Annotated in this window: 26 protein-coding genes; 8 read left to right on the top strand and 18 right to left on the bottom strand. The window is 71.0% G+C overall.

The features are described from left to right. The first annotated feature begins 184 nt into the window (after positions 1–184). Positions 185–1879 (top strand): hypothetical protein, encoded by a 1695-nt coding sequence (locus tag KUG39_RS01740; protein WP_216913783.1) that lies wholly within the window; start codon positions 185–187, stop codon positions 1877–1879. On the opposite strand, the gene ylqF is transcribed toward KUG39_RS01740, so the two are convergent. Both ylqF and KUG39_RS01750 read right to left on the bottom strand, forming a co-directional pair. Continuing rightward, on the bottom strand, positions 1860–2819 hold the full coding sequence (gene ylqF, locus KUG39_RS01745) for a ribosome biogenesis GTPase YlqF (RefSeq protein WP_190610371.1): 960 nt from the start codon (positions 2817–2819) through the stop codon (positions 1860–1862). The genes KUG39_RS01740 and ylqF overlap by 20 nt on opposite strands. Continuing rightward, the gene (locus KUG39_RS01750) at positions 2819–3202 is read right to left on the bottom strand and encodes a universal stress protein (protein ID WP_094585739.1); all 384 of its coding nucleotides are present in this window, start codon (positions 3200–3202) and stop codon (positions 2819–2821) included. The genes ylqF and KUG39_RS01750 overlap by 1 nt, the downstream gene beginning before the upstream one ends. A gap of 140 nt (positions 3203–3342) precedes the next feature. On the opposite strand from KUG39_RS01750, the gene KUG39_RS01755 reads away from it, so the two are divergent. Beyond that, positions 3343–4548 carry a phosphoglycerate kinase gene (locus KUG39_RS01755; protein ID WP_190610370.1) on the top strand — a complete coding sequence of 402 codons (1206 nt, stop codon included), beginning with the start codon at positions 3343–3345 and terminating at the stop codon, positions 4546–4548. A gap of 44 nt (positions 4549–4592) precedes the next feature. Here the strand turns inward: KUG39_RS01755 and KUG39_RS01760 are convergent, their stop codons facing one another. From KUG39_RS01760 to KUG39_RS01775, 4 genes are all read right to left on the bottom strand, one after another. Further along, positions 4593–5000, bottom strand: coding sequence for a hypothetical protein (locus KUG39_RS01760; RefSeq protein WP_094585737.1), 408 nt, complete (start codon positions 4998–5000; stop codon positions 4593–4595). A gap of 98 nt (positions 5001–5098) precedes the next feature. Continuing rightward, positions 5099–6490, bottom strand: coding sequence for a sensor histidine kinase (locus KUG39_RS01765; protein WP_216913782.1), 1392 nt, complete (start codon positions 6488–6490; stop codon positions 5099–5101). Continuing rightward, entirely contained in the window at positions 6468–7193 is a 726-nt protein-coding gene (locus KUG39_RS01770) for a response regulator (RefSeq protein WP_216913781.1), read from the bottom strand. The genes KUG39_RS01765 and KUG39_RS01770 overlap by 23 nt, the downstream gene beginning before the upstream one ends. Positions 7194–7196: 3 nt before the next feature. After that, the gene (locus tag KUG39_RS01775; RefSeq protein WP_216913780.1) at positions 7197–7991 is read right to left on the bottom strand and encodes a DUF8623 domain-containing protein; all 795 of its coding nucleotides are present in this window, start codon (positions 7989–7991) and stop codon (positions 7197–7199) included. Between the two features lie 77 nt (positions 7992–8068). On the opposite strand from KUG39_RS01775, the gene KUG39_RS01780 reads away from it, so the two are divergent. Further along, the gene (locus KUG39_RS01780; protein ID WP_216913778.1) at positions 8069–9151 is read left to right on the top strand and encodes a UDP-N-acetylglucosamine--N-acetylmuramyl-(pentapeptide) pyrophosphoryl-undecaprenol N-acetylglucosamine transferase; all 1083 of its coding nucleotides are present in this window, start codon (positions 8069–8071) and stop codon (positions 9149–9151) included. Here KUG39_RS01780 and KUG39_RS01785 read toward each other — a convergent pair. Next, a complete protein-coding gene (locus KUG39_RS01785; RefSeq protein WP_216913776.1) occupies positions 9135–10262 on the bottom strand; it encodes a pyridoxal phosphate-dependent aminotransferase in 1128 nt (375 codons plus the stop codon). The genes KUG39_RS01780 and KUG39_RS01785 overlap by 17 nt on opposite strands. Positions 10263–10371: 109 nt before the next feature. Between KUG39_RS01785 and KUG39_RS01790 the strand changes: the two genes are divergently transcribed. From KUG39_RS01790 to KUG39_RS01805, 4 genes are read left to right on the top strand one after another with little or no spacing between them, the layout of a single operon-like run. Further along, a complete protein-coding gene (locus KUG39_RS01790; protein WP_094587455.1) occupies positions 10372–11283 on the top strand; it encodes an AAA family ATPase in 912 nt (303 codons plus the stop codon). Further along, positions 11270–12181, top strand: coding sequence for a DUF58 domain-containing protein (locus KUG39_RS01795; RefSeq protein ID WP_216913774.1), 912 nt, complete (start codon positions 11270–11272; stop codon positions 12179–12181). Before KUG39_RS01790 ends, KUG39_RS01795 begins: the two co-directional genes overlap by 14 nt. Beyond that, on the top strand, positions 12151–14025 hold the full coding sequence (locus KUG39_RS01800; RefSeq protein ID WP_216918184.1) for a transglutaminase TgpA family protein: 1875 nt from the start codon (positions 12151–12153) through the stop codon (positions 14023–14025). Before KUG39_RS01795 ends, KUG39_RS01800 begins: the two co-directional genes overlap by 31 nt. Before the next feature lie 10 nt (positions 14026–14035). Beyond that, positions 14036–14863 (top strand): pentapeptide repeat-containing protein, encoded by an 828-nt coding sequence (locus KUG39_RS01805; protein WP_216913770.1) that lies wholly within the window; start codon positions 14036–14038, stop codon positions 14861–14863. Positions 14864–14881: 18 nt separating this feature from the next. On the opposite strand, the gene KUG39_RS01810 is transcribed toward KUG39_RS01805, so the two are convergent. From KUG39_RS01810 to KUG39_RS01835, 6 genes are all read right to left on the bottom strand, one after another. Continuing rightward, on the bottom strand, positions 14882–17122 hold the full coding sequence (locus KUG39_RS01810) for a type II secretion system protein GspD (protein WP_353617342.1): 2241 nt from the start codon (positions 17120–17122) through the stop codon (positions 14882–14884). Positions 17123–17253: 131 nt separating this feature from the next. Beyond that, on the bottom strand, positions 17254–18126 hold the full coding sequence (locus KUG39_RS01815; protein WP_216918186.1) for a hypothetical protein: 873 nt from the start codon (positions 18124–18126) through the stop codon (positions 17254–17256). Then, complete coding sequence (locus tag KUG39_RS01820; protein WP_216912341.1) at positions 18123–18851, bottom strand: PilN domain-containing protein; 729 nt, start codon at positions 18849–18851, stop codon at positions 18123–18125. Before KUG39_RS01820 ends, KUG39_RS01815 begins: the two co-directional genes overlap by 4 nt. Beyond that, complete coding sequence (locus KUG39_RS01825) at positions 18848–19666, bottom strand: type IV pilus biogenesis protein PilM (RefSeq protein ID WP_158219584.1); 819 nt, start codon at positions 19664–19666, stop codon at positions 18848–18850. Before KUG39_RS01825 ends, KUG39_RS01820 begins: the two co-directional genes overlap by 4 nt. A 117-nt stretch (positions 19667–19783) precedes the next feature. Further along, positions 19784–20971, bottom strand: coding sequence for a quinone-dependent dihydroorotate dehydrogenase (locus tag KUG39_RS01830; protein ID WP_216912343.1), 1188 nt, complete (start codon positions 20969–20971; stop codon positions 19784–19786). 12 nt (positions 20972–20983) lie between these two features. Beyond that, positions 20984–21736 carry a ribonuclease H family protein gene (locus KUG39_RS01835; RefSeq protein ID WP_094587440.1) on the bottom strand — a complete coding sequence of 251 codons (753 nt, stop codon included), beginning with the start codon at positions 21734–21736 and terminating at the stop codon, positions 20984–20986. A 73-nt stretch (positions 21737–21809) separates the two neighbouring features. On the opposite strand from KUG39_RS01835, the gene KUG39_RS01840 reads away from it, so the two are divergent. Next, on the top strand, positions 21810–22565 hold the full coding sequence (locus KUG39_RS01840; protein WP_190610355.1) for a DUF3747 domain-containing protein: 756 nt from the start codon (positions 21810–21812) through the stop codon (positions 22563–22565). 289 nt (positions 22566–22854) lie between these two features. On the opposite strand, the gene rplL is transcribed toward KUG39_RS01840, so the two are convergent. The 5 genes from rplL to rplK all read right to left on the bottom strand — a co-directional run bounded on the left by rplL (position 22855) and on the right by rplK (position 25966). Beyond that, positions 22855–23241, bottom strand: a complete 387-nt coding sequence (gene rplL, locus KUG39_RS01845; RefSeq protein WP_094587442.1) for a 50S ribosomal protein L7/L12 — start codon at positions 23239–23241, stop codon at positions 22855–22857. Between the two features lie 61 nt (positions 23242–23302). Continuing rightward, a complete protein-coding gene (rplJ, locus tag KUG39_RS01850) occupies positions 23303–23830 on the bottom strand; it encodes a 50S ribosomal protein L10 (RefSeq protein WP_094587443.1) in 528 nt (175 codons plus the stop codon). Positions 23831–24089: 259 nt separating this feature from the next. Continuing rightward, a complete protein-coding gene (locus KUG39_RS01855; protein WP_216912345.1) occupies positions 24090–24734 on the bottom strand; it encodes a GDSL-type esterase/lipase family protein in 645 nt (214 codons plus the stop codon). A 9-nt stretch (positions 24735–24743) separates the two neighbouring features. Beyond that, a complete protein-coding gene (rplA, locus tag KUG39_RS01860) occupies positions 24744–25451 on the bottom strand; it encodes a 50S ribosomal protein L1 (RefSeq protein ID WP_094587445.1) in 708 nt (235 codons plus the stop codon). An 89-nt stretch (positions 25452–25540) separates the two neighbouring features. Next, on the bottom strand, positions 25541–25966 hold the full coding sequence (gene rplK / locus KUG39_RS01865) for a 50S ribosomal protein L11 (protein ID WP_094587446.1): 426 nt from the start codon (positions 25964–25966) through the stop codon (positions 25541–25543). Positions 25967–26103: the final 137 nt, after the last annotated feature.

Genomic DNA, 26103 nt, shown 5'->3' on the forward strand with positions numbered 1-26103 from the left:
TCCCCATGAAGAGCCGCAGGACGACGGTAGGGACAGCGGGGCCGGGACCTGATCGAAGGGTTCATGGCCACCTGTCCCAACGCCGGTCCGGGGCTTGGATGGGGTGGCCCCAGCGGCCGGCGAACCCCGATCAGCGGTGAGCCGCGCGCCGTCTCGATGACCCACCACCCCTCAGGCCAGCGTCATGAAACCTCGCAGCCTCCCATCGTGGCGTCACGAAAGGCGGAGCCGATCGGCTGGCCGCAGGCCCGAGGTTCTGTTCTGGACAGCCATCGGCGTCCTGACCCTGATCAGCCTGACGGTCAGCAGCAACGACAGCAGTTTTCATGACTTCCTCGGGGGGCGGTTTCCAGTCGCGGACGGCTTTGACTGGCTGAAGGCGTCCCTGGACGCAGCCAGTGGCTACCTGACGGACTACGGGGTCCGAAGACCCTGGAATCTGCCGTTCAATGCTTCCTCCCTCTGGCTCGGGCAGCGGATCGGACCGGATCCCCTGGTGAGCGCCCTGACGGTCAAACGACTGCTGGCCTGGGCGAGCATCGCCACCCTGCTGACGGCACTCCGGCCACGCCTGAGCCTGGTCTCCACAGCAGGGCTCGGCGTCCTCCTGTTCAGCACCCTGCCCAGGTGGGGGGAATCGCCACTCCATGAGCTCATCGGTCAGGGCCTTGGCTACACCCACGGCTCCGAGCTGAATGCCTTCATCTTCGTGAATGTGGCCCTCGCCTGGTTTGTGCTGGGGGTCAACGCTCTGGACGCCGGCCGCTTCCGCAGGAGTGCCCTTCAAAACACGGCCGGCTTTGCTTTCCTGTGTCTGGCGCTTCAGGAACGCCCGGGGACTCTGGGTCTGCTCCCGGCCCTGACGGTCCTGGTGGCCGTTGCCGCCGCTAGCGGAGGTTTCCAGGGGAAGCGGTCCCCATGGCGATGGCGCCGTGCCGTCTCCATCGTGATCCTCGCGGTTCTGGGCTGGATGCTGATTTCGGGAGGGCAGCTGGCCCTTGAGCGCTCCCTGGCCAAATCCGCCTGCGGATCGATCGGCGCCAATTCGGGCGGTTCGTTGATGGGAATGTCCACCGGTCAGACCTGGCGCGAAGGCATGCAGGAGACCAAGGAGATCGGATTGACGGGATGCGGGAAAGCCCTCTCGAGAAAGCAGACGGACATCGCCATTGAGCGCATCCGAACCAACCCACTTCCGTTTCTGAATCTTCTCGGACGCAACACGATCAAGCTCCTGCAAGTACCGTCCCTGGAACTGGGACTCGTGGCCCTTGGGGGCTTGGTGTGCCTGGCCGCCCGACGCGTCTGGCGGCACAGACGGGACGGGACAGAGGATCCCCCCGGAAACCATCTGATCACAGGCCTGGCCGCCTGCGGCAGCCTCAGCGTCATCGCCTTTCAGATCATCTTCTTCGGCGAGGCAGGCTTGAGGCCATCTGTTCCCTACAGTGCTTTTCCATTTCTGCTACTGATGCTCGCAGCAGAGCAGGGGTACAGAGTCATCTTCCACTCCCCTTCTGCGACCATCATTCCATCTGGACATCGCAACCATCTCACCCCGTTGATGAGCATGCTCCTGGTGTCCTACATTGGCATCGGAGTGTTGCTGATCCAGCGGCAGGCCCTCCGCAGTGCCGGCTATCACTACGTGACTGGATCCATCCATGTCTCCCAGGAGTGGCTGGAAACGTGGATGGCTTATCGGGCTATTTCACCCTCCATGGGAACCATGTATGACGTGAAGATCTCCCCGAAGATTGCCTCGATGGCAGCCTTTTCCCGTCGAGAAGACACGCCCCTATGCCTGACCTATCGCCGCAGAGGTCTTCCTTGGGGAATGCCCTACGGGAAGCTCCAGATCAGCCCTGGGGGCTGCTGACCGTGTCCGCCGCGTGTGCCGCGGGCAGTTCCAGGGAGATCGGCCCCAGCAGGGAGCGGCGGAAATCATCGAGCAGGCGCTGGGCCATGCGGGCGGTGTCACCGCTGGTGTGGCGAGCCGCGGCCGCGGCGAACCAGGCTTCGGCATCCGGAACCGGCCGCTCGGGGTCCGCTCCGGGCAACGGCGGCACCTTCACTCCGTAGCGGCGCTCCAGCAGTCCGGGCGCCACCCCGGCCGCCGCCACCGGCTCCAGCTGGGCCAGCAGGCGCAGGAAGGCCTGGGCCACCGCCTCGCCGTCGTAGGAGGCCTGGCCGATGTCGTCGCAGAGGGCCAGCCGCAGCCCGGCCAGCTGGTCATCGAGGCGGGGGGGCAGCACCCCGGGGGCGTCGAGCAGGTCGAGGTCCTGCCCCAGCCGCACCCAACGCAGGCTGCGGGTGACCCCGGCACGACGGGCGCTCTCCACCACCTTCTGGCGCACCAGCCGGTTGATCAGCGCCGACTTGCCCACGTTGGGGAAGCCGAGCATCAGGGCCCGCACGGGGCGCGGTTTCATGCCCCGACCGGCACGGCGGGCGTTGAGCGCCTCGCCGGCCCGGATCGCCGCCTGCTGCAGTTGCTTGACGCCGGTGCCGACCTTGGCGTCGCACCACCAGGGCACCTCCCCCCGCTGGCGGAACCAGCCATCCCAGGCCATGCGCGCCGCCGGGCTGACCATGTCGCGGCGGTTGATCACCAGCAGATGCTGCTTGCCCCGGATCCAGCGCTGCAGCCGCGGGTGCCCGGTGGCCAGGGGGATGCGGGCATCGCGCACCTCGATCACCAGGTCCACCTTCTCCAGGTTGGCGCTGAGGGCCTTCTCCGCCTTGGCGATGTGGCCCGGGTACCACTGGATCGGTGGGGCGGCGGTGCTCAGTCGGACCGTGTCGCCGACGTCCGCCATCAGGGCACCACCAGCACCGGACAGGGCGCCAGCTGCAGCACCCGGGCGGCGGTGCTCTGGTGGTCGCCGTCGAGGGTGATGCCGCGGGTGCCCATGACGATCACGTCGGCGTTGATCTCATCGGCGACATCGCCGATAACGAAGGCCGGCTTTCCCTCCCGCTCCAGCACCTCGCAGGCCACACCGGCCTGGGTGAAGCTGGCGCGGGCCTGCTCCAGCAGGCGGGCCACATCGGCCGGATCGTGCATCACCCCTTCTTCGGCCTCCACCACCGAGAGCAGCACCACGCGGCTGCCGTGGCGCTGGGCGAGCTGCAGGGCGACGGCCGCCGTTTCCATCGTCTGGCGGCTCTGGTCGATGGGGAACAGGACGGTGTCGAACATGGCGGAAGGCCCGGCCCTCTTGTCCTAGCGCTGACCGTTGCGGCCGCCAGGGAGCGGGGGTGGGAAGAACCGAATCGCGGCGGCGGCGGCGCGGGAGGCGCCGGACGCTAATCTCCCCCGGCCTTTCCTTATCCGTAATCATGGCGAAGCGATCCCTCTCCAGCCTCAGTGCCGACGATCTCCGCGGCAAGCGGGTGCTGGTTCGGGTCGACTTCAACGTGCCCCTCGATGAGGCCGGGGCGATCACGGACGACACCCGCATCCGGGCCGCCCTGCCCACCGTGCGCCACCTGATCGACCACGGCGCCCGGGTGCTGCTGGCCGCCCACTTCGGCCGGCCCAAGGGCCAGGTGAACGAGGCCATGCGCCTCACCCCGGTGGCGGCCCGCCTCAGCGAACTGCTGGGCAAGCCCGTGACCAAGACCGACAGCTGCATCGGCCCCGACGCCGAGGCCAAGGTGGCCGCCATGGCCGATGGCGATGTGGTGCTGCTGGAGAACGTGCGCTTCTTCGCCGAGGAGGAGAAGAACGACGCCGCCTTCGCCGAAAAGCTGGCCGCCCTGGCCGACGTCTATGTGAATGACGCCTTCGGCGCCGCCCACCGGGCCCACGCCTCCACCGAGGGCGTGACGAAGTACCTGAGCCCCAGCGTGGCCGGTTTCCTGATGGAGAAGGAACTCCAGTACCTGCAGGGCGCGATCGATGAGCCCAAGCGTCCCCTGGCCGCGATCGTGGGCGGCTCCAAGGTGAGCAGCAAGATCGGCGTGCTCGAGTCGCTGATCGACAAGTGCGACAAGGTGCTGATCGGCGGCGGCATGATCTTCACCTTCTACAAGGCCCGCGGCCTGGCGGTGGGCAAGAGCCTGGTGGAGGAGGACAAGCTGGAACTGGCCAAGGAACTCGAAACCAAGGCGGCCGCCAAGGGCGTCCAGCTGCTGCTGCCCACCGACGTGGTGCTGGCCGACAACTTCGCCCCCGACGCCAACAGCCAGACCGTGGCGATTGACGCCATCCCCGATGGCTGGATGGGCCTCGACATCGGCCCCGATTCGGTGAAGACCTTCCAGGACGCCCTGGCCGACTGCCAGACCGTGATCTGGAACGGGCCCATGGGCGTGTTCGAGTTCGACGCCTTCGCCGCCGGCACCAACGCCATCGCCCACACCCTGGCCGATCTGAGCGCCAAGGGCTGCTGCACGATCATCGGCGGCGGTGACTCCGTGGCGGCGGTGGAGAAGGTGGGCGTGGCCGAGAAGATGAGCCACATCTCCACCGGGGGCGGCGCCAGTCTGGAGCTGCTGGAGGGCAAGGTGCTGCCCGGCGTGGCCGCCCTCGACGAGGCCTGAGGCCCCGTCTTCACGGCCGGCCCCTGGCCGGCCCCTGGCCGGCCTCAGAGGCTGCTGGAGCCCGGGCCACGGCCCTCTCCCCAGCCCCCTTTGCGGTCCCCCTTGCCCCACTGGGGCAGGGGGATGCCGTTGCGCTCGAACAGGGCCTTCATCGCCGCCCGGTGCTGCTCCCGCTGGCCCTGGCTGGCGCTGCGCTGTTCCTTCATGCAGGTGCGCAGGGCCTCGCTGCTGCCGGCGGCCGACAGGCAGCGCTCACCGCGCTGAAGGATGGCGATGCGGGCCTGCTGATCGCTGAGCGCCAGCCGCTTCTGTTCGGGGAAGATCTTCTGCATCTGGGCCGGCGTGGGGCGGCCGGCCGGGGTGGGCCCGCTCTGGGCCATGGCGGCACCGGTGGACCCCAGGACCATCGCCAGCACGGCGGCGCGTAGGGGTTGGAGCAGGGGGAAGGGCATGGGAGGACTTTTCATGAACGTCTCCATCGTGACCGGCAGGTGTGACGGCGATCAGACTGGCCACCGGCGAGATGTGACCGGATGCAACTGAAGCCCCCTCACCCCCCGGCCAGGGGCCAGGCCCGCAGCGCCACGGCGAAGCGCCCCGGCAGCGCCTCGGCGGTCGCGGTGGCCTCCAGCCGGCGCAGGTCGCCGCCATGGTCGCGGGCCACCTTGGCGGCGATGGCCAGGCCGAGGCCGCAGTGCCCCTCGCCGCCGCGGGCCCGGTCGAGCCGCTGGAAAGGGGTCATGGCCTTGCTCCACTGCTGCGGGTCGATGCCCTCGCCGCAGTCCCAGACCTGGATCTCGAAACCGCTCTCCACCGCCGCAGCCTCCTCGTGGGGCCGACCCTCCCCCGGCCCCAGGGGCCGCAGCACCACCCGCAGGGGCGGCCGGCCGTAGGTGAGGGCGTTGTCGAGCAGGTTGCCCACCGCCCGTGCCACGGCGGTCGGGCGTACCCGCCGCACCAGCGGTTCCAGATCCAGCTCCAGGGGCACGTCTCCGACCGCCGCCGCCGCCTCGGCCACCAGGGCATCGAGGGGCACGAGCACCGGTGTCTCGTCAGCTTCGGCGCCGGCGAAGATCATGAACTGGCGGGTGATCCGCTCGATCGAGCGGATGTCGGCCTGGGCCCGCTCCAGCTCCTGCGGCGCCATCGGCCCCTCGGCGGCGAGAGCAAGGCGCAGGCGCAGCCGGGTGAGGGGGCTGCGCAGGTCGTGGGCGATGCCGGCCAGCATCGTGGTGCGCTCCCGGCCGGCGTCCTCCAGCCGCAGCAGCATGGCGTTGAAGCGGGCCATCAGCTGGCGCACCGCCGGGGCCCCCTGGTCCGGCAGGGCCCTGGGCAGGGCCTCGAGGCCCACGTCGGCCAGGGCCTCCTGCAGGCGGGTCAGGGGCCGCTGGATCTCCAGGGTGAGATAGAGCAGCACCGCCCCGAGGGCCCCCAGACCGACGGACAGGGTCAGCAGCAGGGGATCGGGCGGCCAGCCTCGGGGGGAGGGCAGGGAGACGAACAGCCACACCGGCTCCAGGGGGGAGGCCATCTCCACCCATACCCCCCGCCGCGGCGAGGAAGCCGGCCGCACCGCCGGACAGCGCGCCAGGCGGTGGCAGAGCTCCGTCTGCAGCCGCAGGGTCTGCCAGCGCAGCCGCCGGTCCCCCCTGAGGCGGGGCCTGGCCCCAGGCTCCGGCTGCTGGCCCACCACCAGCTGCATGCCGCTGATCTGGCCGAGCACCTCGGGGCTGAAGCGCTCCAGGGCCACCTCCCCCAGCACCACGTTCGCGGCCACCTCCGAGCCGGTCTGGACGAGCTGCTGCTGGGCCAGCCGGCGACCCAGCAGCAGCTGCAGCAGCAGCAGGCAGAAGGCGGCGGCACCGGTGCCCGCCAGCAGATACCCCAGGGTGCGCCTCAGCGACGGCCGCCAGGCCCGCTCAGGACTGACGGGGCTTGCCATCGGGGACGAACACGTAGCCGTAGCCCCAGACCGTCTGCACGTAGCGGGGCCGGGCCGGCTCCGGTTCGATCAGCCGCCGCAGCCGTGACACCTGCACGTCCATGCTGCGGCTGTCGGTGTCGCTGCCCGGGCCCCGGGCCAGCTCGATCAGCCGCTCCCGCGACAGGGGCCGGTGGGGGTGCTGCACGAAGGCCGCCAGCAGGGCGAATTCGCCGCCGGTGATCGTCAGCGCCTCCCCGTCGCGCTCCAGGGTGCGGGCCGCCAGGTCCACCTCCAGGTCGGCGAAGGCGATCCGGGCCCCGTCGGGCTGGGGCAATCCACCGGGCAGGGTGCCTCGGCGACGCAGCACGGCCTCGATGCGGGCGGTCAGCTCCCGGGGCAGGAAGGGCTTGGCCAGGTAGTCGTCGGCCCCCTGTTCCAGGCCGATGATGCGATCCACCGCATCGGCCCGGGCGGTGAGCATCAGCACCGGCAGGTCGTCGGCCCCATCCCGCAGGCGCCGCAGCAGGGTGAGGCCGTCGTCGCCGGGGAGCATCAGGTCGAGCACCAGCAGATCGGGGCGCTGGCCCTCGAGCCGGGCCATCAGCTGGGCGCCATCCCCCATGCAGCGGACCTCGTAGCCCTGCTCGCCCAGATAGGTGGCCAGCAGCTGGCGCAGCTCCGGATCGTCATCCACCACCCAGATCCGATGCGGTCGGCCCATGGCTCAGGGCTCGAGCGATTTGCGGTCGGCAACGACCCGCACCCGCTTGGTGGCACTGACGATGCCGTCGGGATGGACCAGCAGCACCGCCCAGGTCTGGGAACCGGGGGACAGGGGGGCCTGGACGATCTTGAACAGGCCACCACCGCCGAGGGCGCCCAGCTCCATGCTGGGGCTGGCCATCGACGCCTGCTGCTGGGGGGTGATGGCCGTGATGCCGCCCGCGGCCAGGGCACCGTCGAGGGGTTCGTCGAAGATCACGTCGACGTCGTAACGCTGGCCGGTCAGCACGGCATCGGGGATCAGCAGGCTCACCGGCACGGGCTTGTCACCGCTGCGCAGCAGGGACCGCTCCCGCAGCACCGTCTGGCCGTTGATGCGGGTGCCGTCGCTCTGCAGGGCAAGCAGCTGCTCCGCCTCCAGCCGGTAGGTGGTGCCGCCCTGGCGCCGGGTGCCCTCCACGCGCAGGGTGACCGTGGGCTGACCATCCCGGAGCTGGGTGCCGGAGCTCAGCTGCCAGCGGGCATCGGGGAACTGCTGGCGCAGCAGGCGGCGACGGTTCTCCAGCTGGGCGGGATCCAGACCGGGACCGGCCTGCAGCAGGCCGGCCAGGGCCGATTCGGAGCTGCTGTTGAGGGCGCTCTCCAGGGCCTGCAGCTGGGCCGCCGAAGGCGGTGCCGCCAGGGCGGGGGCCACGCCAACGCTGGCCACCACCGCCAGGCCGGCCAGGCAGGCCCCGAGCAGCTGCGGCGTCCGGACCGGGGGCTTGGGGGCGTTCAGCGGGCAGGGCGGAGCCATGGAGGGGGAGGGATCCGGGGCGGCGGTGGGCGGACCGGAGTCGGCTTTTAAGTTAGGCGCGCTCGTCCCACCCGCCCATGCCGACCCTGCTGATCGCCGCCAGCGGCACGGGTGGCCACCTGTTCCCGGCCCTGGCGGTGGCCGAGGCCCTGCCGGACGACTGGCAGGTGCACTGGCTGGGGGTGCCGGACCGGCTGGAGACCGAGCTGGTGCCCAGCCGCTACCCCCTGCACACGGTGCGGGCCGGCGGGCTGCAGGGGAAAGGACTGCGCAAGCTCTGGAACCTGCTCCAGCTGCTGCTGGCCGTGATGCCGGTGCGGCGCCTGATCCGGCGCGAGGGGGTGAGCGCGGTGTTCAGCAGCGGCGGGTACATCGCCGCGCCGGCGATCCTCGCCGCCCGCTGGTGCGGGGTGCCGGTGGTGCTGCATGAGAGCAATGCCGTCCCGGGCCGGGTGACGCGGCTGCTGGGGCCCCTGTGCACGCGCGTGGCGGTGGGCCTGCCCCAGGCGGTCGAACGGCTGCCCCGCTGCCGTCCCCTGGTGTGCGGCACGCCGGTGCGGCGGTCGTTCCTCACCCCCGCGGACCTGCCGGCGTGGGTGCCCCTGGGCGCCGGCCCCCTGCTGCTGGTGATGGGCGGCAGCCAGGGCGCCCTGCGCCTCAACCGCATGGTGCGACCCCTGCTGCCCCTGCTGGCGGCCAGCGGCTGCCGCGTCGTCCACCTCACCGGCAGCCAGGATCCGGACGCCGGCCAGCTGCGCCTCGACGGGGTGGTCGAGCGGGCCTTCAGCGATGAGCTGCCGGGCCTGCTGCAGCACTGTGACCTGGCCATCAGCCGCGCCGGCGCCGGCAGCCTCAGCGAACTGGCGGTCTGCGGCACCCCGGCGATCCTGGTGCCCTTCCCCCAGGCCGCCGACCACCATCAGGACGCCAACGCCGCCGCCGCCGCCGCCGTGGGTGCCGCGGTGATCGTCTGGCAGCACGACCCCGGGGAGCCCGCCCTGGAGCGGGCCGTCTGGCGGCTGCTGGGGCCCCGCCTGCGGGGCAGCGCCGCCGCCGCCGACCCCCTGGTGGCCATGGGCGACGGCATGGGAACCCTGGCGGTGCGGGACGCCGACCGCCGGCTGGTGCAGGTGCTGGAGCAGCTCATCGGCCGCGGCTGATCTGCTCCAGGGCCGCCAGCAGGCGCCGGTTGCCGGCCCTGTCCTGGACGGCGATCCTCAGCCAGTCCTCCCCCAGTCCTTCGAAGGAGCGGCAGTCGCGCACCAGGATCCGGTGGCGGCGCTCCAGCTCCAGCCGCAGCGGCTGGAGCGAGGCGGCCGGCGGGCGGCTGCGCACCAGCAGGTAGTTGGCGGCCGAAGGCAGGGGCTCCAGGCCCGGCACCGCCGCCAGGCGGGCCGCCAGCCAGGCCCCCTCCCCGGCCACCCAGCGCTGCACCCGCCCCTGCCAGCGCCGCAGGCCGGCCTGATCGGCCAGCAGGAACCGGCCCGCCGCCGCCGCCAGCCCGTTGACGGGCCAGGGATCGCGCCAGCGGGCCCAGCGGGCCAGCCGCCCGGGGTCGCCCAGGGCGTAGCCGAGCCGCAGCCCGGCGATCGAAAACAGCTTGGTGAGGCTGCGGATCACCACCAGCCGCGGGTGGTCCGCCAGCAGCGGCACCAGGGACTGCTCCTCGCCGCCGGGCACCAGCGGCAGGAAGGCCTCGTCCACGACCACCAGGGCGAAGCGCTCCAGCAGGGGCTCCAGCGACCGCCGGCTCCAGAGCTGGCCGGTGGGATTGTGGGGATTGGTGAGCCAGAGCACGGCCGCGCCGGACCCGGCGGCGTTGGTGGCGGCCTCGGCCAGGGGCCAGGGGCCCGGTCCGGCCCCGGACCAGTCGAGCGGCAGCGGCAGCTGGCGCCAGGCGCCGCCCCAGCAGTCCAGGGCGCGGCGGTAGTCGGCGAACCCCGGCGCCGGCAGCAGGCTCAGGCCGGCGGCCGCCCCATCCCGGGCCGCCCAGGTGAACAGCTCGGCGGCCCCGTTGCCGGGCAGGACCCGGGCCGGATCCAGGCCGTGCCAGGCGGCGATGGCCTCGCACAGGGCCGTGTAGTCCCGGTCGGGATAGTCCCGCAGATCGCTGCTGAGGGCCCGGATCAGCAGGCGCCGCAGCCGGGGCGGCGGCCCGAAGGGCACCAGGGAAGCGCTGGCATCGAGCAGCTGCTCCGGGCGACAGCCGAGCCGTCGGGCGGCCGCCTGGAGGTTGCCGCCATGGGGATCCGGCGGTTCAGGCGTCCCCATCGCCGGGTGGAGGGCTGGCACCGGCTCCAGCGAACATTAAGGCGGTTGTAACACGGAAGCCTGGCCGGGCTGCTGCAATGGGTGGGCCATCGGTGCACCGCATTCCCCCGTGCCCTCTTCCCCCCTCCAGCCGGTCATCAGCGCGATCGGCGAGGTGCTGCTGGGCAAGGAGCATCAGGTGCGGCTGGCCCTGGCCTGCCTGCTGGCCCGCGGCCACCTGCTGATCGAGGACCTGCCCGGCATGGGCAAGACCACCCTGGCGGAGGCCCTGGCCCGCAGCTTCGGGCTCGGCTTCAAACGGGTGAGCTTCACCAGTGACCTGCTGCCGGCGGATCTCACGGGCCTGAACGTGTTCGACCCCGCCGCCGCCAGCTTCCGCTTCCAGCCCGGTCCCCTGTTCAGCCAGGTGCTGCTGGCCGATGAGATCAACCGGGCCAGCCCCCGCACCCAGAGCGCCCTGCTGGAGGCGATGGCCGCCGGTCGGGTGAGCGTGGACGGCACCAGCCATCCCCTGCCCCGGCCCTTTCTGGTGATCGCCACCCAGAACGGCCTCGACCAGGGGGGCACCTCGGCCCTGCCGGAATCCCAGCTCGACCGGTTCCTGATGCGCCTCAGCCTCGGCTACCCCCCCCGCCAGGCCGAGCGGGCCCTGCTGCAGGGTGAGGGCCTGCGGCCCGACGGCCTCAGCGGCGCCTTCGGCCCGGAGGATCTGCTGGCCCTGCAGGACCGCTGCGACCGGCAGCACTGCAGCACCGCCCTGCTGGACTACGTGCTCGACCTGCTGGAGCGCAGCCGCCGCCAGCCGTCCCAGGCCCATCCCCTCTCGCCCCGGGCCGGCCTGGCGCTGCTGGCCGCCGCCCGGGCCTGGTCGCTGCTGGAGGGCCGCGACCATGTGATCCCGGACGACGTCCAGGCGGTGCTGGCGGCCGTCTGCGAGCACCGCATGGACGGCGGCCAGCGCGGCGGCGGCGAAGGGGAGCTGAGCCAGCGGCTGCAGGAAGGCGTCGATGGACTTCGGTAGGCCCCAGCAGGGCGAACGGGTGCGCCTGCGGATGCGCAACCTCTACATCCTGCCGACGCGGTTCGGCTGGCTCTGGCTGGCGGGCACCGTGCTGCTTCAGGTGGTGGGGGTCCAGATGCAGAGCAACGGCACCCTGCTGCTCAGCTTCCTGATGCTGAGCCTGTTCCTGCTCACCCTGCACCTCACCCACTTCAACCTCCAGGGCGTGGAGCTGGCCTGCGGCGCACCGGCGCCGGGCTTCGCCGGCGAGCCGGTCCCCTATCCCGTCCGGCTGCGCTGCCCGGGCCGCAGCGAGGGGGTGCGCCTGCGGCTGGGGGGGGAGGCCCCGGGTCCGGCCCTGTCGCTGGCGGCGGGGGAGCATGAGCTGGCCGTGGCCTGGACCCCGCCGGGCCGGGGCTGGCAACGGCCCGGGCTGCTGCGGATCCAGACGACGGCGCCCCTGGGGCTGTTCTGCTGTTGGTCGCGCTGGCATCCGCAGACGGCCCAGCTGATCTACCCGGCCCGTCGGGCCGGACCGGTGCGGCTGCTGGCCGCCGGCTCGGCACCGGTGGTCGGCGAGCCGGCCCTGGCCAGCCACCAGGACGGCAGCGACGACTGGCGCGACCTGGCCCCCCATCGCCCCCAGGACAGCCCCAGCCGCCTGGCCTGGAAGCTGCTGGCCCAGGGCCGGGGCGAGTACGCCAAGCGCTTCCTGGACCGTCCCGAAGCGGCCCCCCTGCTGGCCCCGGAACCCGGGGTGCCCCTGGAGGCGGCCCTCGAACACCTGAGTGAACGCATCTGGAGCTGGCACGGCCGGGGCCTCAGCTACGGCCTGGAGCTGAACGGCCAGAGCGTGGCGCCCGGACGGGGGGTCCTCCACCGGGACCAGTGCCTGACGGCCCTGGCCTGCTGCCGATGAGCCGCGCCGCCGCCCCCCTGCAGTGGCTCACCATGGGGTTGCTGGCCCTGGGGCTGCTGGGCCTGTCGCCGGCCCTGTCCCTGAGCCTGCTGGCCTTCGGCCTGGCGGTGCTGACGGCCCTGAAGCTGCGTGAGGCCCGCAGCCTCGAGGAACGGCGGGTGGTGGCCCTGCTGCAGCTGGTCTGCGCCGGCCTGCTGGCGGCCCTGCGCCCCGAACTGGCCCCGAGCCTGCTGCAGGGCCTGGCCATCCTGATGGCCCTGGCCGGGCTGCTGGCCCTGGAACTGGGGGCCGGTCCCGACTGGAAGGCGCTGCTGCGCCGCAGCCTGCAGGTGCTGCTGGCGGCCCTGCCCATCGCCCTGGTGCTGTTCCTGCTGCTGCCCCGCCTGATGCCTTTCACCAACTTCGGTGCGGGCCAGGGCATGGGGGCGATGACCGGCCTGAGCGACAGCATGGAGCCGGGCTCCATCGCCCGGCTGGCCGTCAGCCGCCAGGCCGCCGCCCGCGTCGCCTTCCCCCTCGGCGGCGAGCCCCCGCCCCTGGAGCAGCGCTACTGGCGGGTGCTGGTGCATGAACGCTTCGATGGCCGCAGCTGGCGCAGCGCCGCGCCCACCTTCGCCCGACCGGCGGTCGGCCAGGCCACCCCGCCGCCGCCGCCCCCCGCCGCCCCGGGGGAGGGGATCCAGCTCTGGCTGATCGAACCCAGCGGCCTGGCGGCGGTGCCTTGGAGCGGCTCCGGCCGGCCCCTGTCCGCCGACCTGAACCTGCAGCGCAGCGGCGAACTGCTGAACCGGGCCCCGGGCAGCCAGCGACGCGTCTACGCCCTGACCCGGACGGCGGATCAGCCTGGCTGGCGCACCGCCCCCCCCGGCCCCGTCGACCTGCTGCTGCCGCTGGGCGAGAACCCGCGGCTGGAGGCCCTGGCCGCCGGCTGGCGGCGCCTCGGCAGCGACCGGGAGCGGCTGGATGCCGCCAGCGGCTGGTTCCGCAGCCAGCCCTTCCGCTACACCCTCGAGCCCGGGGCCCTGCCCCGCCAGGCCCCCCTCGACCACTTCCTGTTCGAGAGCCGTCTGGGCTTCTGCGGCCACTACGCCAGCGCCTTCACCACCCTGATGCGGGCGGCGGGGGTGCCGGCGCGGGTGGTGAGCGGCTACCGCGGTGGCCAGTGGGTCCAGCCGGTGGGCGGCACCGGCTACGTGGACCTGCGCCAGGCCGACGCCCACGCCTGGAGTGAGGTGTGGCTGGCCGGGGAGGGCTGGCGGCGCGTCGATCCCACCGCCTGGGCGGCGGGGGACCCCCTGGCGCGCCCAGGGGCGGCGGGCGCCGGGATCCGGGCCGGCGGCGGCCCGCTGGACTGGATCCAGCAGCAGTGGTGGGGCCTCGACATCGCCTGGGCCCGCTGGTGGCTCGGGTACGACGGCGAGCAGCAGCAGGCCCTGGTGGCCCGGCTGCTGGGCGAACAGCGGCACCTGCTGGGGGTGGTGGTGCTGCTGGCGGTGGCCGTCAGCCTGGCCGCCGGCCTGGGGGGCCTGGGCTGGCTGGGCCGCCGCCACCGCGGCGATCCCCTGCGCCTGGAGCTGGAGCGGACCCTGCGGGCCTTCGCCCGGCAGGGGATGGCACCGGCGGCGGGGGAAACCCTGGGCGGCTTCGCCCGGCGCCTGAGCCAGCGCTGGCCGTCCCTGGCCGATCCCCTGGAGGCCTTTGTGGCCAACTACCAGCAGCAGCGCTTCGCCGCCGCCCCCAGCCGGGCGGGACGACGAACGGCCCATCGTCTGGGACGGGTGCTGCGCCGTTCCCTGCGGACCGGCAACAGGCCGGCGGAGGCGGTACAACGGGACCACCCCTGAACAGGCGACCATGACACGTCCCCAAGGGTTCGCCCGCATCGCCGTGACGGGGCTGCTGTTCACAGGCCCGGCGCTGCTGGCCCTGCTGCTGGCCGGCCCGGCACGGGCGGGAAGCGACGCCGATCTGATGCGGTTGCTGGGTCAGCGCAACTGCCCCCGCTGCAAGCTGCAGGACGCCGACCTGGTGCACGCCGACCTGCGCGACGCCGACCTGCGGGGCGCCAAGCTGCAGCGCGCCAACCTGGGCCAGGCCCGGCTGGATGGGGCCAACCTCAAGGGGGCCGACCTGCGCTTCACCAGCCTCCAGGGGGCGTCCCTGCGGGGTGCCGATCTGCGCGGGGCGAATCTGGAGGGCACCGACCTGCGCCAGAGCGACCTCAGCGGCGCCCAGATCGACCCCGGCGGACTGGCCCGCAGTCACTGGCAGGACGCCCGGGGCGTGGCCCCCACGGTGCTGAGCTACCCGGAGCTGCACAACGCCGGGGTCACCGCCGCCGTGGAGGGGCGCCATCCCCAGGCGGAGCAGCTGTTCTCCGAGGCGATCCGGCTGCAGCCGGACGCGGCGATCAGCTGGGTGGCCCGGGGCCTCAGCCGAACCGAACAGGGCAAGACCGAACTGGCGGCAGCCGACCTGAACTACGCCGCCGTTCTCTACGGCCAGGCCGGCGAGGAGGCCCAGGCGAAGCAGCTCACCGAGGTGGCCACCGCCCTGCTGAAGCCCGGCAAGAAGGCCAACCAGGGCAGCGGCATGGGCGGCCAGATGCTCTCCGGAGCCGCCTCGTTCGCCTCGGCCGTGGCCCCTCTGGCGATGAAGTTCCTGCTGCCGCTGGCCTTCTGAATCAGGGCGTGTCCCCGATCAGGGGGTCATGACCGGCTGGGGCTCTCCTCCCAGGAAAGCGCGGGAGGCCGGGGTGGAGGGCTGATAGCCGTAGCCGTAGGTGCCGCCCTCGGTGTCATTGATGATCCTCGGCGTCACCATGATCACGAGCTCCCTCTTCTCACGCTGGTTGTTCGAGGCGCGGAAGAACTGGCCGATGATGGGAATGTCTCCCAGGATGGGCCATTTCGACACCAGGGCCCGATCGAAATCGGAGATCACCCCAGTGAGGATAAGGGTCTGGCCATCGCGGACGCGAACCACACCCGTATCCAGGCGACGCACCCGGAGGATGCTGATGGGTGGGCAGCCACCGGCCTCGATTTCTCTCTCCACCGCAGAAATGCTTGGGGAGAGCGAGAAGGTGACGAAGCCGTTGTCATCGATCTTCTGAACCCGTGCCCCCAGCACAAGACCTGCGGTGGAAAGCTGATCAATGGAACAGGTGACGGCTCCGGCCGTTCCCGTGATGGTGGTGGAAACTTCCGTTGGGACGTTGACTCCGACCCGGACCACGCCTTCGTTACCCCTCCGGCGACCGATGGGGGCATCGATGTCATCGAATGCGGAGGAGAAAATGCTGGAACCTTCGCCTCCGCCTGCTGCTCCGCCTCCTCCACCTGAGGAGTCTTCCCGCAGGATGGAAGGATCTTCCTGGAGAATGAGGGTGGGGCTGGCCAGCACCTTGGAGTTATCAGCAAGGATGCGGGCCTGGAAGAAATCGAAGAAGTTGTTGTTGGGGTACAGCGGCTGACCTGTCGCTCCGACGGCGGCACCTGGGTTGGTCTGCCCCACAAAGCCAGAAAGCGGTCGCCCCGGAAGCAGGGGTTCACCCAGGCCCCTCTGAAGGGAGGATCCACCCAGAACGCCGCCGAAATTGGCCGCCAGGGTGCCGTTGTCGTTGACGATGAAATTGTTGCCCCAGCGGAAGGCGAAGCTGTTGTAGAGCTCGGTGTCGTTCTGGAGGTTCACATCCAGGATCTTCACCGACAGGGCCACCTGCCGCTGGCGCAGATCGAGCTGCTTGAGGTACTGCTCGGCGATGGCCACCAGCCGCGGGGCGCCCACCAGGGTGATGGTGCCGAGGCGCGTGTCGGTGGTGGCCCGCAGGCCGATCAGGGGGCCATTGGTGGCCCCGAAGGATTCCACCGTGGTGGTGGTGCTGGATGTGGTGGTGGCAGCCGTGGGGCTACCGGTGGGCGCAGCCGTGGCGGCGACGCCCTCGGACACCGCCGTGGTGATCGTGTTGGTCTTGGTGACCTGCGCGCCCAGGTTGGCCAGGTAGTCGGCGGCCGAGTTGGCGGGCACCTGGTTCAGCCGATACACCTTGGAGAGCTGGGAACCGAAGCTCTTGGCCAGCACGTTGGGGCCGGCGAAAATCGTGTTGCCGTCGCGCTTGCCCTGCAGGCCCGCCGCCAGAAGCGCCGAGTTGATCGCCCGGCCGTAGTTCTCCCGACGGAAGGAGATCGATATGGGTCGCTGGTCAGGAGAAGCCGCCGCTGCGGCGGCCGTTCCACCGGTGGCTGCAGCGGCGGGGTCGGCGACATAAACGAACCCATAGCCGCCCAGCTGGCTGAGGGCCATCAGCACATCCTTCGCCGGGGCGTTGCGGAGGGTCATGGTGACCGGCGGGCCACTGACGCTGACGTAGCTGGGATTGCTGATGGTCATGGTCCCCACGGCCATGTCCCCCAGCGGCGGGGCCACCGCGCGCGGCTGCAGGGGTGGGACGAAGCCGGGCTGGGGCACCCGTCCCGGGGTGGTGACGTTGGGGGTGAGGGTCTGGAGGGTGGTCTGCGCCGGAGCGTTGAAGGTGAGGATCAGGCTGCGGCCGTCGCCGCTCACCACGGGCCGGCCCACCGGGAATCCGGGGGTGGGGGAGACCTTGAGTTCGAAGACGTTGCCCGAACCCTCGAAGCTGATGCTCTGCAGCCCCGCCTCTGGAAGGGAGAGCTGCACCGGGCCGCGGCGCAGGGTCATCGGCTGGGCGGTCTGCAGGCGGCCCAGCCAGACGGCCCCCTGGGTGGTCTGCTGGAGCATCGGCGATGGGCCGGTGCCCTCGATCACCACCTCAACGGAATCAGGCAGCCGCCTGAGCTTGATGTCGAGGGCGCCGCTGGCCTGGGCGATCTCCGAAAACCGGGCGCCGGAGGCACCACCCGCGGGCGCAGGGGCGACCGCGGCGAAGGCGGCGGAGACACCCGATCCCTGGAAGGCCACCAAGCCGAGAGACGCGAAAAGAACGTGCCGCCACTGACGTTTTGCCACGTTCCACTGATCTCCGAATCCGACGAATGGTATCGGCGATCGGACGAAACGGCCAGTTGCCGGATCCCGTTGCATCGGCATGGTCAGTTGGAAGGGGCGGGGGGAGCTGGGGTCGGTGCTGCCGGCGGTGCGGGCGCCGGAGCGGCCGCGGGCGCCGGGGCTGGCGTGGGTGCCGCCGCCGGGGCCGGGGCTGCCCCCGCGGGGGCCGCTGCGGCAGGGGCGGCGACAGGGGCCGGGGTGCGGCTGTACAGACCCAGGGTGAGCTTCATCAGCACCGGAGGGTTGGCGATGACCCTGGGCCGGTTCAGATCGGAGGGCTCCGTTTCGGGGATCGTGAGGCTGAGGTCGCTCTGGACCACCAGCACGTTGAGGGCCTCCAGCCGCCGCAGAAAGGACAGCTGGGCTGGGAAGGTCCCCTTGGCCGAAACCAGCAGGGTGCGCAGGGTGAGCCCCTGCAGAGCCAGGGGGTCAGCCGGGGCGGCACCCGGAGCCGGTGCAGCACCCCCAGCGGGCGGAGCCGCCCCGGCGGGTGGAGCGGCGGGGGCCGCAGGGGCGGCCCCGGGCGGGGTGCCGGCGGCGGGGGCGGCCTGGGTGGGTTCGAACAGGGTCAGCTCCACGCCCGAAGCGGCGGCCTCGCGGTCGAGCATCGCCAGGAAGGTGGACAGGTCGCCGTTGCCCGTGATCAGCCGCTCGATCTTGGCCTTGCTGGCCATGGCGGCCTCGGTGCTCTCCTGGGTGGCCACCAGCTGCCCACGCATCAGCGTCACCTGGTCCCGCAGCTGCTCCAGCTCCTGGAGGCGCTGGCTGTCCCGCTGCAGGCCGGCCCAGAGGGGCACCAGGCCCGCCAGGATCACCAGCAGCCCGAGCCCGCCCAACACGCCCGCAGGCAGCAGCAGCCAGATCAGTCGCAGGCTGGCGACCGGGAGGCGCTTGGAGCCCTGCTGAAGGTTGGTCATGGGATGAGGCCCTCCGCCTGGAGAAGTTGCAGCCGGCGCACCATGCCCTCCGAGCCCAGCTGGCGCATGACGCTCAGCTGGCGGGCGGGGGGAAGGGTCGCAAACGGGCCCGACAGTTCGAAGCGGACCGTCGCGGGGGTGGGAGTGGGAGTGGCGGCGGCGGTTCCGGCCTGGCCGGTCGGCGCTTCGCTGGGCGGAACCCGCTCCAGCTTGACGAGCGCGACACCCTTGTGGTTCAGCAGCGGGGAACGGGACAGTTCCAGCTGCAGGGCATTGATGCGGGCGAAGGCGAGGGGATCGAGGGCCTGTCCCTTGAGCACCAGGTTGGTGCCTTCGGCCTCGGCGCTCTGGATCTGGATGCCCTCGGGGGTGCGCAGCTGCAGGTCGGCCAGGAGGGCCGACGAGGTGCGCAGGGTGGTGAGGCCCTCGGTCAGGTTGCGGTTGGTGGCCGCGAGCTGCTCGAGCTTGGCCCGGCTGGCCGCCATCTCCGCCTGCATCTGGGTGGACTCGGCTTCGAACCGGGTGAGCTGGGCGGTCTGCATCCGGACGTACTGGAAGCGGAGGAACACCAGGGCGGTGGCCAGGACGGACCCGCCCAGGACAATCGCCCCGATCAGGGCACCGCGCAGCAGCAGGGGGCGTCGATCCTGCAGGGCCGAGACCATGCTCTCCTGGCCAAGCTCCTTGCGCCTCTCCCGAAGCAGATCGAGGATCGGTGGGCTCATCGGACCGACTCCGCCATCGCCAGCCCCTGGAGTACCAGGGACCCGAAGGGCTCAGGGGTGAGGATCTCGGCCCTCACGCCCAGGGCGTCCTGCAGGCTGTCCTGGCTGGGGAGAGGCGCGCTGAGCAACAGCCGGAGCCGATGGATGGAGGGATCCCGCCGACGGTAGAAGGTCACGCAGCGGTTCACCTCCCTCACCATGGCCTCGTCGTCCTGGGGGAGCGGCCAGTCGAAGACCGGCTCGGTCCGATGCAGCAGCAGCAGCTGGGCGCCGGCCGGCAGCGGATGAATCAGCACGGTCAGTTCATCCGCCGGAGCCGCCTCCAGCAGGGAGCTGACCGCCGCCAGACGACAGGACTGGGCCGGAGCCAGCCGCTCGAGCTGCACACCCGCCAGGTTGAAGACATCGATCCAGTCGTCCACCAGCTTTCGGGGAGCCACCGCCATCAGCAGCCGGGGGGTGGATCCTGCCAGGGGCCGCAGATCGATCGTGGCCTCCGACAGGGGAACCGCGAGATTCAGGGGCGGGTCGATGGTCCGCAGGGCCTGAATGGGGTCGTCGGGGATGGCTTCGAAGGGCCAGTCGATGACCCGCCATTGCGCCGCCCCCTCGGGAAGGGACGCCAGAACGACGGCATCGAGCAGGCCGTCACGCACCAGAAGATCGCCGATCAGGTCACCGAGGGGCTCCTTCTCCAGGGGCTGGCCATCCAGGCAGGTGAGGGGCGGCAGGGGCAGATCGATGCTCACGGCCTCCGGACCCGATCCCCTGAGCACCTGGCCCTTCAGGGAATCGTCCTGAAGCTCCAGCAGCAACTGGCGTGGGAAGAGCTGAGCGCGGACGGGCCTCAGACGATCTTCCAGATCATCCTTCAAGCCGATCAGGCCAGAAAAAACCAAGGCTCCGATCCGGTGCTTGCGAAAGTTACCGAATCACGGGCGCCAAGGCATCCCCGAACCTACAACTTCCGAAAGCGTCCGGCATCCATGGCCGTCGAGCTGGCGGGACAATCCCTCCAGAATCGAGGGCACAAGTGCGGGACCTTCGTAGATCCAACCCGTATAGATCTGGATCAGGGACGCTCCGGCGCTGATCCGCTCCCAGGCGGCCTCCGCCGAATCGATGCCCCCCACACCGATCAGCGGCAGAGCGGGACCGGCGGTCGCCCGCAACCGCCGCAGCACCTCGACCGCCCGCCGCCGCAGGGGCCGGCCGCTCAGCCCTCCGACTTCCTCGGCCAGGGTGCGGCCCGTGGCCACCAGCCGGCGTCCGTCCAGTCCGAGGCGGTGCACCGAGGTGTTCACGGCGATCACACCAGCGAGCCCCTCCTCGTAGGCCAGCCGGGCGATGGTGTCGATGGCGTCGTCCTCCAGATCGGGGGCGATCTTGACCAGCAGGGGCGGACAGGCCGGCAGGCGCCGCAGCCGCTCCACCAGCCGCCGGAGCTGGGCCTCCTCCTGCAGGTCCCGCAGCCCCGGGGTGTTGGGCGAGCTGACGTTGACGACGGCGTAGTCCGCCAGGGGGGCCAGGAGCTCCAGGGAGGCGGCGTAATCGTCCGGGGCCATCTCCAGCGACACCGCCTTCGATTTGCCGAGGTTGATGCCGAGCACCGCAGGCCGTTGCCCGGGGGGTGGCAGGAGCTGGCGTTCCAGGGTCCGGCGCACGCCCCTGGCCCCGTCGTTGTTGAAGCCCATGCGGTTGAGCGCCGCCCGTTCCTCGGCCAGCCGGAACAGCCGGGGCCGGGGATTGCCCTGCTGGGGCTGCCAGGTGATGGTGCCCAGTTCGGCGAAACCGAAGCCGAACCGGTGCCAGATGGCGGCCGCCACCCCGTTCTTGTCGAAGCCCGCCGCCAGCCCCACCGGATTGGTGAAGCGACAACCGAACAGGGTCTGCTCCAGCCGGGGGTCCCGCCGCTGCAGCTCCGCCCCGAGGCCCTCCAGGCTGCCGCTCACCAGGGGCCAGCGGCGGCGCAGGGACGCCTGGCCCAGGGCCAGGAGGGTGAGGCGGCTCAGCTGCTCGGCATCGGCACCGTCATCACGGCGCAGCAGGGGCTCGACGAACCGGGCATAGAGGGCGCCGGTCCCCACCTGGCCGCCGCTGGTCGATGGCTCCTGCGGCATGCCTGTCTCCTCTCACTGCGGCGTGTCCAATCCTCCCGCGCCGCGCTCCAGACGCCAGCACCCGTTGCCCAGGGGTCGCACGAGCCAGTCGCGCCAGAGCCAGGGCTCCACTTTCCCCTCAAGACGGGCCGTGGGCACCTCGAGCAGCCTGGCGAGCTCCACGGCCCTCAGGCTGTAGCCGCCAGCCGCCAGCCGGTCGGCCAGCTCCAGGCGGGAGAGCAACTGCTGGAGCGACGGCGGGGCCGGATCGAGGGGGTCGGCCACCGCTGGGGGATCGGCCACCTCCTGGGTTTCGATCGCCAGGGCCGGGGACTGGCCGCGGGAGAAGGCCACCGCGATCGCATCGCAGCGGTCGTTGTCCGGGTCCCCGCTGTGGCCGCGCACGTGGCGCAGGGCCAGCCCCGGCAGCCTGGCGGCATCCAGCCGCTCCCAGAGATCACGGTTGAGCACGGCCCCGCCGGAGGCGGTGCGCCATCCCTTGCGCTTCCAGCCGGTCATCCACTTCTCGAAACCGTCGATCAGATAACGGCTGTCGGTGCGCAGCACCAGATCGGGATGGCGCGGCAGCTCCCGCAGGGCCTCCAGCACCGCCAGGGCGGCGGTGAGCTCCATCCGGTTGTTGGTGGTGGCCGCGTCCGCCCCCCCCAGCTCCCGACGGGAGCCGTCTTCGAAGCGCAGCAGGGCGCCCCAGCCCCCCGGACCCGGGTTGCCGCTGCAGGCCCCGTCACAGGCGGCAGCCACTACCCGCACCGGTCGATCACCCATGGAGACGTCTTGACAGGATCGCTTGAATGGAACCCTCTCTCCCGGAGAACGCCCGGGCCCTGGAGGTGTTCCCATGCAGCGAACCTACCTGGCCCTGGCGGGCCTGGCCCTGGCCGGAGCCAGCCTGCCGATGGTCCAGCCCCGGCTGGCCATGGCCGCCGGCCTCTTCCAGAGCACCGACGTCGACGCCGAACGCTTCGCGGTGCTGGCCCGCCCGGTGGGCGACAACGACTGGACCCTGCTGGTGCTGGAACAGCTGACCCCCCAGCCCGCCTGCTGGCAGGCCCGCCCGGACGGCCTGGTGGATCCCACCCTGAACCGGTTCGACTACACCGGCATCTGCAACCGCTACCTCGACAGCAACGGCTATTCCCTGCGGGTCGCCGAGCAGGACATGGGCACCGCCTACCGGCTGCGGGTGCAGCAGGTGGGATCCCGCCTGGAGCTCCAGGCCATTTCCCCAGGCACCTCGGCCATCCTCGTGGTGGGCAGGGCCGACATCCCCCTGCGGGATCGCGACGGCTTCGTGGCCCTCAGGCTCGAGCAGGGCTGGGATCTGAAGCGGCGCACCTACGGGGAACGGGCCCTGAGCCACCTCTACTTCGCCAGCCCCACCCCTCTGGATCAGCTGATCGCCAACGCCGGCGGCGCCCCCACCTGGCGCCGCCCCCTCGGCCCCGGCCGGACCCAACCTCCAGCCCTGTCCGCCACCGATCCGGCCGCAGGCCAGGGGGAGGACACCATGGCGCTGGGCGACTCCGGCCGGGCCGTCGCCCTCCAGGTGATCCCCTACAGCGGCGGCAACAGCAGCAGCGGCGAAGGGCTCTGAGCCCCTGGCAAGGTCCGGGCTGTGGGCTGTGGCCAGTTGAAACTCCGGACCTCCCAGCCGCCACCTCCCATTCCAGCCGCTTAATCTGATTGCGTGAGGAGTGAAGGACGCTCTTCCAGGGTCGAAACGAGGACAGACTCCCGGAATCGTTCCATCTCCAGAGCCCTGCCTTCGGCGGGGCTCTTTTTTATGAATGGGCCCTGATGGACAGACCATGAAAAAAGCCGGCCCGAAGGGCCGGCTGGAAACGAAGGTGGGTTGCCGGGCCCGCAGGCCCGGCATCGGCAGGTCACTTGATGGAGACCTTGCCACCCACTTCTTCGATGCTCTTCTTGAGAGCTTCGGCATCGCCCTTGGAGATGCCTTCCTTGACGGCCTTGGGAGCGGCTTCGACCAGGGCCTTGGCTTCGCCCAGACCGAGGCCGGTGGCCTCGCGGACGGCCTTGAGCACCTTGATCTTGGCGGCCGGATCGAAGCCATCGAGGATGACGTCGAATTCGGTCTGCTCCTCAACCGCCTCAGCGGCAGCGCCGGGGGCGGCGGCGGCCATGACGACGCCGGCGGAAGCGGCGGCGGACACGCCGAAGGCCTCTTCGATCTGCTTGACGAGCTCGGAAGCCTCAAGCAGGGAGAGGGTTTTCAGTTGTTCGAGAATCTGGTCGGTTGTAGCGGACATGGGGGGGAATCAGCAACAGAACGGGAGGATCGGTGGAGCCCAGGGGTTCGCGGCTGCGAACTCAACCTTCGCCGGATTCGGCGTGCTGCTTGAGCGCCCTGGCGAGACCGGACGGAACCTCGTTGATGCCCACAGCCAGCTTGGTGGCCAGGCCATTGATCGCACCGGCGATCTGGGCCATGAGCACCTCCTTGGAGGGCAGATCCCCGATGGCCTTGATGTCGTCTGGGGAAAGGAGCTTGCCTTCGAAAAGGCCTCCCTTCACTTCCGACTTCTTGCTGTCCTTCTGGAAAGACTGCAGGGCCTTCACCGCACCGCCGACATCGCCCTTGACCAGGACGAAGGCGTTGGTGCCGGTGAGCAGGGAATCGAGATCCGACCAGGCGCTGTCACCATCGATGGCACGGCGCATCAAGGTGTTTTTGGTCACCTTGCACACACCGCTGCTGGCCTGCAGACGGGTCCGCAGATCAGTCATCTCCTTGATGGTCAGGCCCTTGTAATCAAGGACCAGCGCCATTTCGGCTTCACCGAGGAGCCCCTTGAGCTCTTCGACGATCTGTTGCTTGTTCTCCAGCGTGCGGCCCATAGGAGGTGGATCGGATCGGGGGAACAAGCAGGGAACGCGGTCCGGACAGCCATCCCTTGCGGGGGGCTTCGAGGCCGCTCATCGCTCCGCTCCGATCTGAAGGACTCCGTTGGAGACCCCAGCACAGGCAAAAACCAATCGCGTGAACCTCGGCAGGACTTACGGCAGTGAACAACCGACCGGAATCGGTGACCCTGACGACCTGCTGTCTTGGGTGGGGCGCGTGCCCTTCTGGACGAATCCAGCTCTTGAACCTACATCACGGCAGGCCCAGCTCCCGCAGCCGTGCCACCCAGCGGGCATAACCGGCGGCGTTGAGATGCACGCCATCCACCGTGTAGGCACGCCTGAGGCCATCGCCATCCGCCATCACCGGGGTCAGATCGACGAAGTCCCGGGGAGGCGTCTGGCGGGCGAGCAGCTCATTGAGCTCGGCCACCCGGCGGACCCCGTCGGCACCGCAGCGGAAACTGGCGCAGGGAATCGTGGACTGGATGATCACCCGGGCCCCGGTGCCGATCTGGAGGCCGGTCCGCAGCCACTGGATGCGGCCGGCGATCCGGCCGGGGTCGTAGCCCCAGACGATGTCGTTGATGCCCACCATCACCAGGTAGGTGCCGGCGTCGGTCCGGCGGATCTGCGGCAGGCGGGCCATCAGCTGGAAGCTGGTGTCACCGCTGATGCCCTGGTTGAAAACCACCCGATCGGGGAAGGCCGCCTGCCAGTCCCCCTGGGCCGTGAGCGAATCGCCGACGAAGGTGACCGGAGCGTCGCGGCGGGGAGCCGGTGCCGGCGACGCCATGGAGGAGGACGGGGACCTGGAAAGCAGGCCCCACCCCAGCGTCAGCAGCGTGAGCGGCACCGCCACCCAGCCACCGATCCGCACCCATGACGAGGCAGGCACGGCGGGCGCTCAGCTCTCCTGCTTGATGTCCTGGAGAGCGGAGAAGTCGACCTGCACCGAGGGGCCCATGGTGGAGGCGACGTAGAGGCTGCGCCAGTAGCGGCCCTTGGCACCGCTGGGCTTGTTGCGGTCGATGGTTTCCTGCAGGGCCTTGAGGTTCTCCAGCAGCTTGGCGGTGTCGAAGCTGGCCTTGCCGAAACGCACGTGGACGATGCCGGCCCGATCGGCCCGGAACTCCAGCTTGCCGGCCTTGAACTCGCTGATGGCGCCGCCCAGATCGGTGGTGACGGTGCCGGCCTTGGGGTTCGGCATCAGGCCGCGGGGACCGAGCACCCGGCCGAGTTTGGCCACCTTCGGCATCATGTCGGGGGTGGCGATCAGCAGATCGAAGTCGATCGCGCCACCGGCGATCTGGTCGACCAGCTCATCGTCGCCGGCCAGGTCGGCACCGGCGGCCTTGGCCTCGGCCACCTTCTCGCCCCGGGCGATCACGGCGATGCGGATGGTCTGGCCGGTGCCGTGGGGCAGGGCCACGGTGGTGCGCAGCTGCTGGTCGGTGTACTTGGGGTCGATGCCCAGGCGCACGTGGGCTTCGATGGTTTCGTCGAACTTGGCGGTGGCGGTGTCCTTGACCAGCTCGAGGGCCTCGAGCGGTTCGTAGGAGCGGTCCTCGACCTTGGCGGCGAGGGCGGTGAAGCGTTTGGAGACTTTTGTCATGGCGGTAAGGGGTGCGGACGACCGTGATCGGTCTCCCCCAGAGAGGTGAAGCGGAGAGGTGGACGGGGTGGAACGACGACCGGTGGCCGTCAGTCCTTGACGGCGACGCCCATGTTGCGGGCGGTGCCTTCGATGATGCGCATGGCCGACTCGACGCTGCTGCAGTTGAGGTCGGGCAGCTTGGTCTTGGCGATCTCCTCGAGCTGGGCGCGGCTGATGGCACCCACGGCTCCCTTGGCGGAGGTGGCGGCACCCTTGTCGATGCCGGCCGCCTTGGAGATCAGCACCGAGGCGGGCGGGGTCTTGGTGATGAAGGTGAAGCTGCGGTCTTCAAAGACCGAGATCTCCACCGGGATCACGTACCCGGCCTTCTCCTGGGTGCGGGCGTTGTACTCCTTACAGAACGCCATGATGTTGACCCCATGCTGACCGAGGGCAGGGCCCACCGGTGGTGCGGGGTTCGCTTTGCCGGCCTGGAGGGCCAGCTTGATCACAGCTACGACTTTCTTGGCCATCGGCTGGGCTGGGGGACGAAACTCCCTTGCGGGAGTGAGGGACGGAACTCCCTCGCGGGAGGCTTGCGGATCGCCGGGGCGTTGGCCGGCCCGGCGGGATGGCGGCCCTCGAGGGGGCCACCCGGGGCCGCCCTCCG

The sequence above is a fragment of the Synechococcus sp. CCAP 1479/10 genome (genome assembly GCF_019038515.1).
GTDB lineage: Bacteria > Cyanobacteriota > Cyanobacteriia > PCC-6307 > Cyanobiaceae > Cyanobium.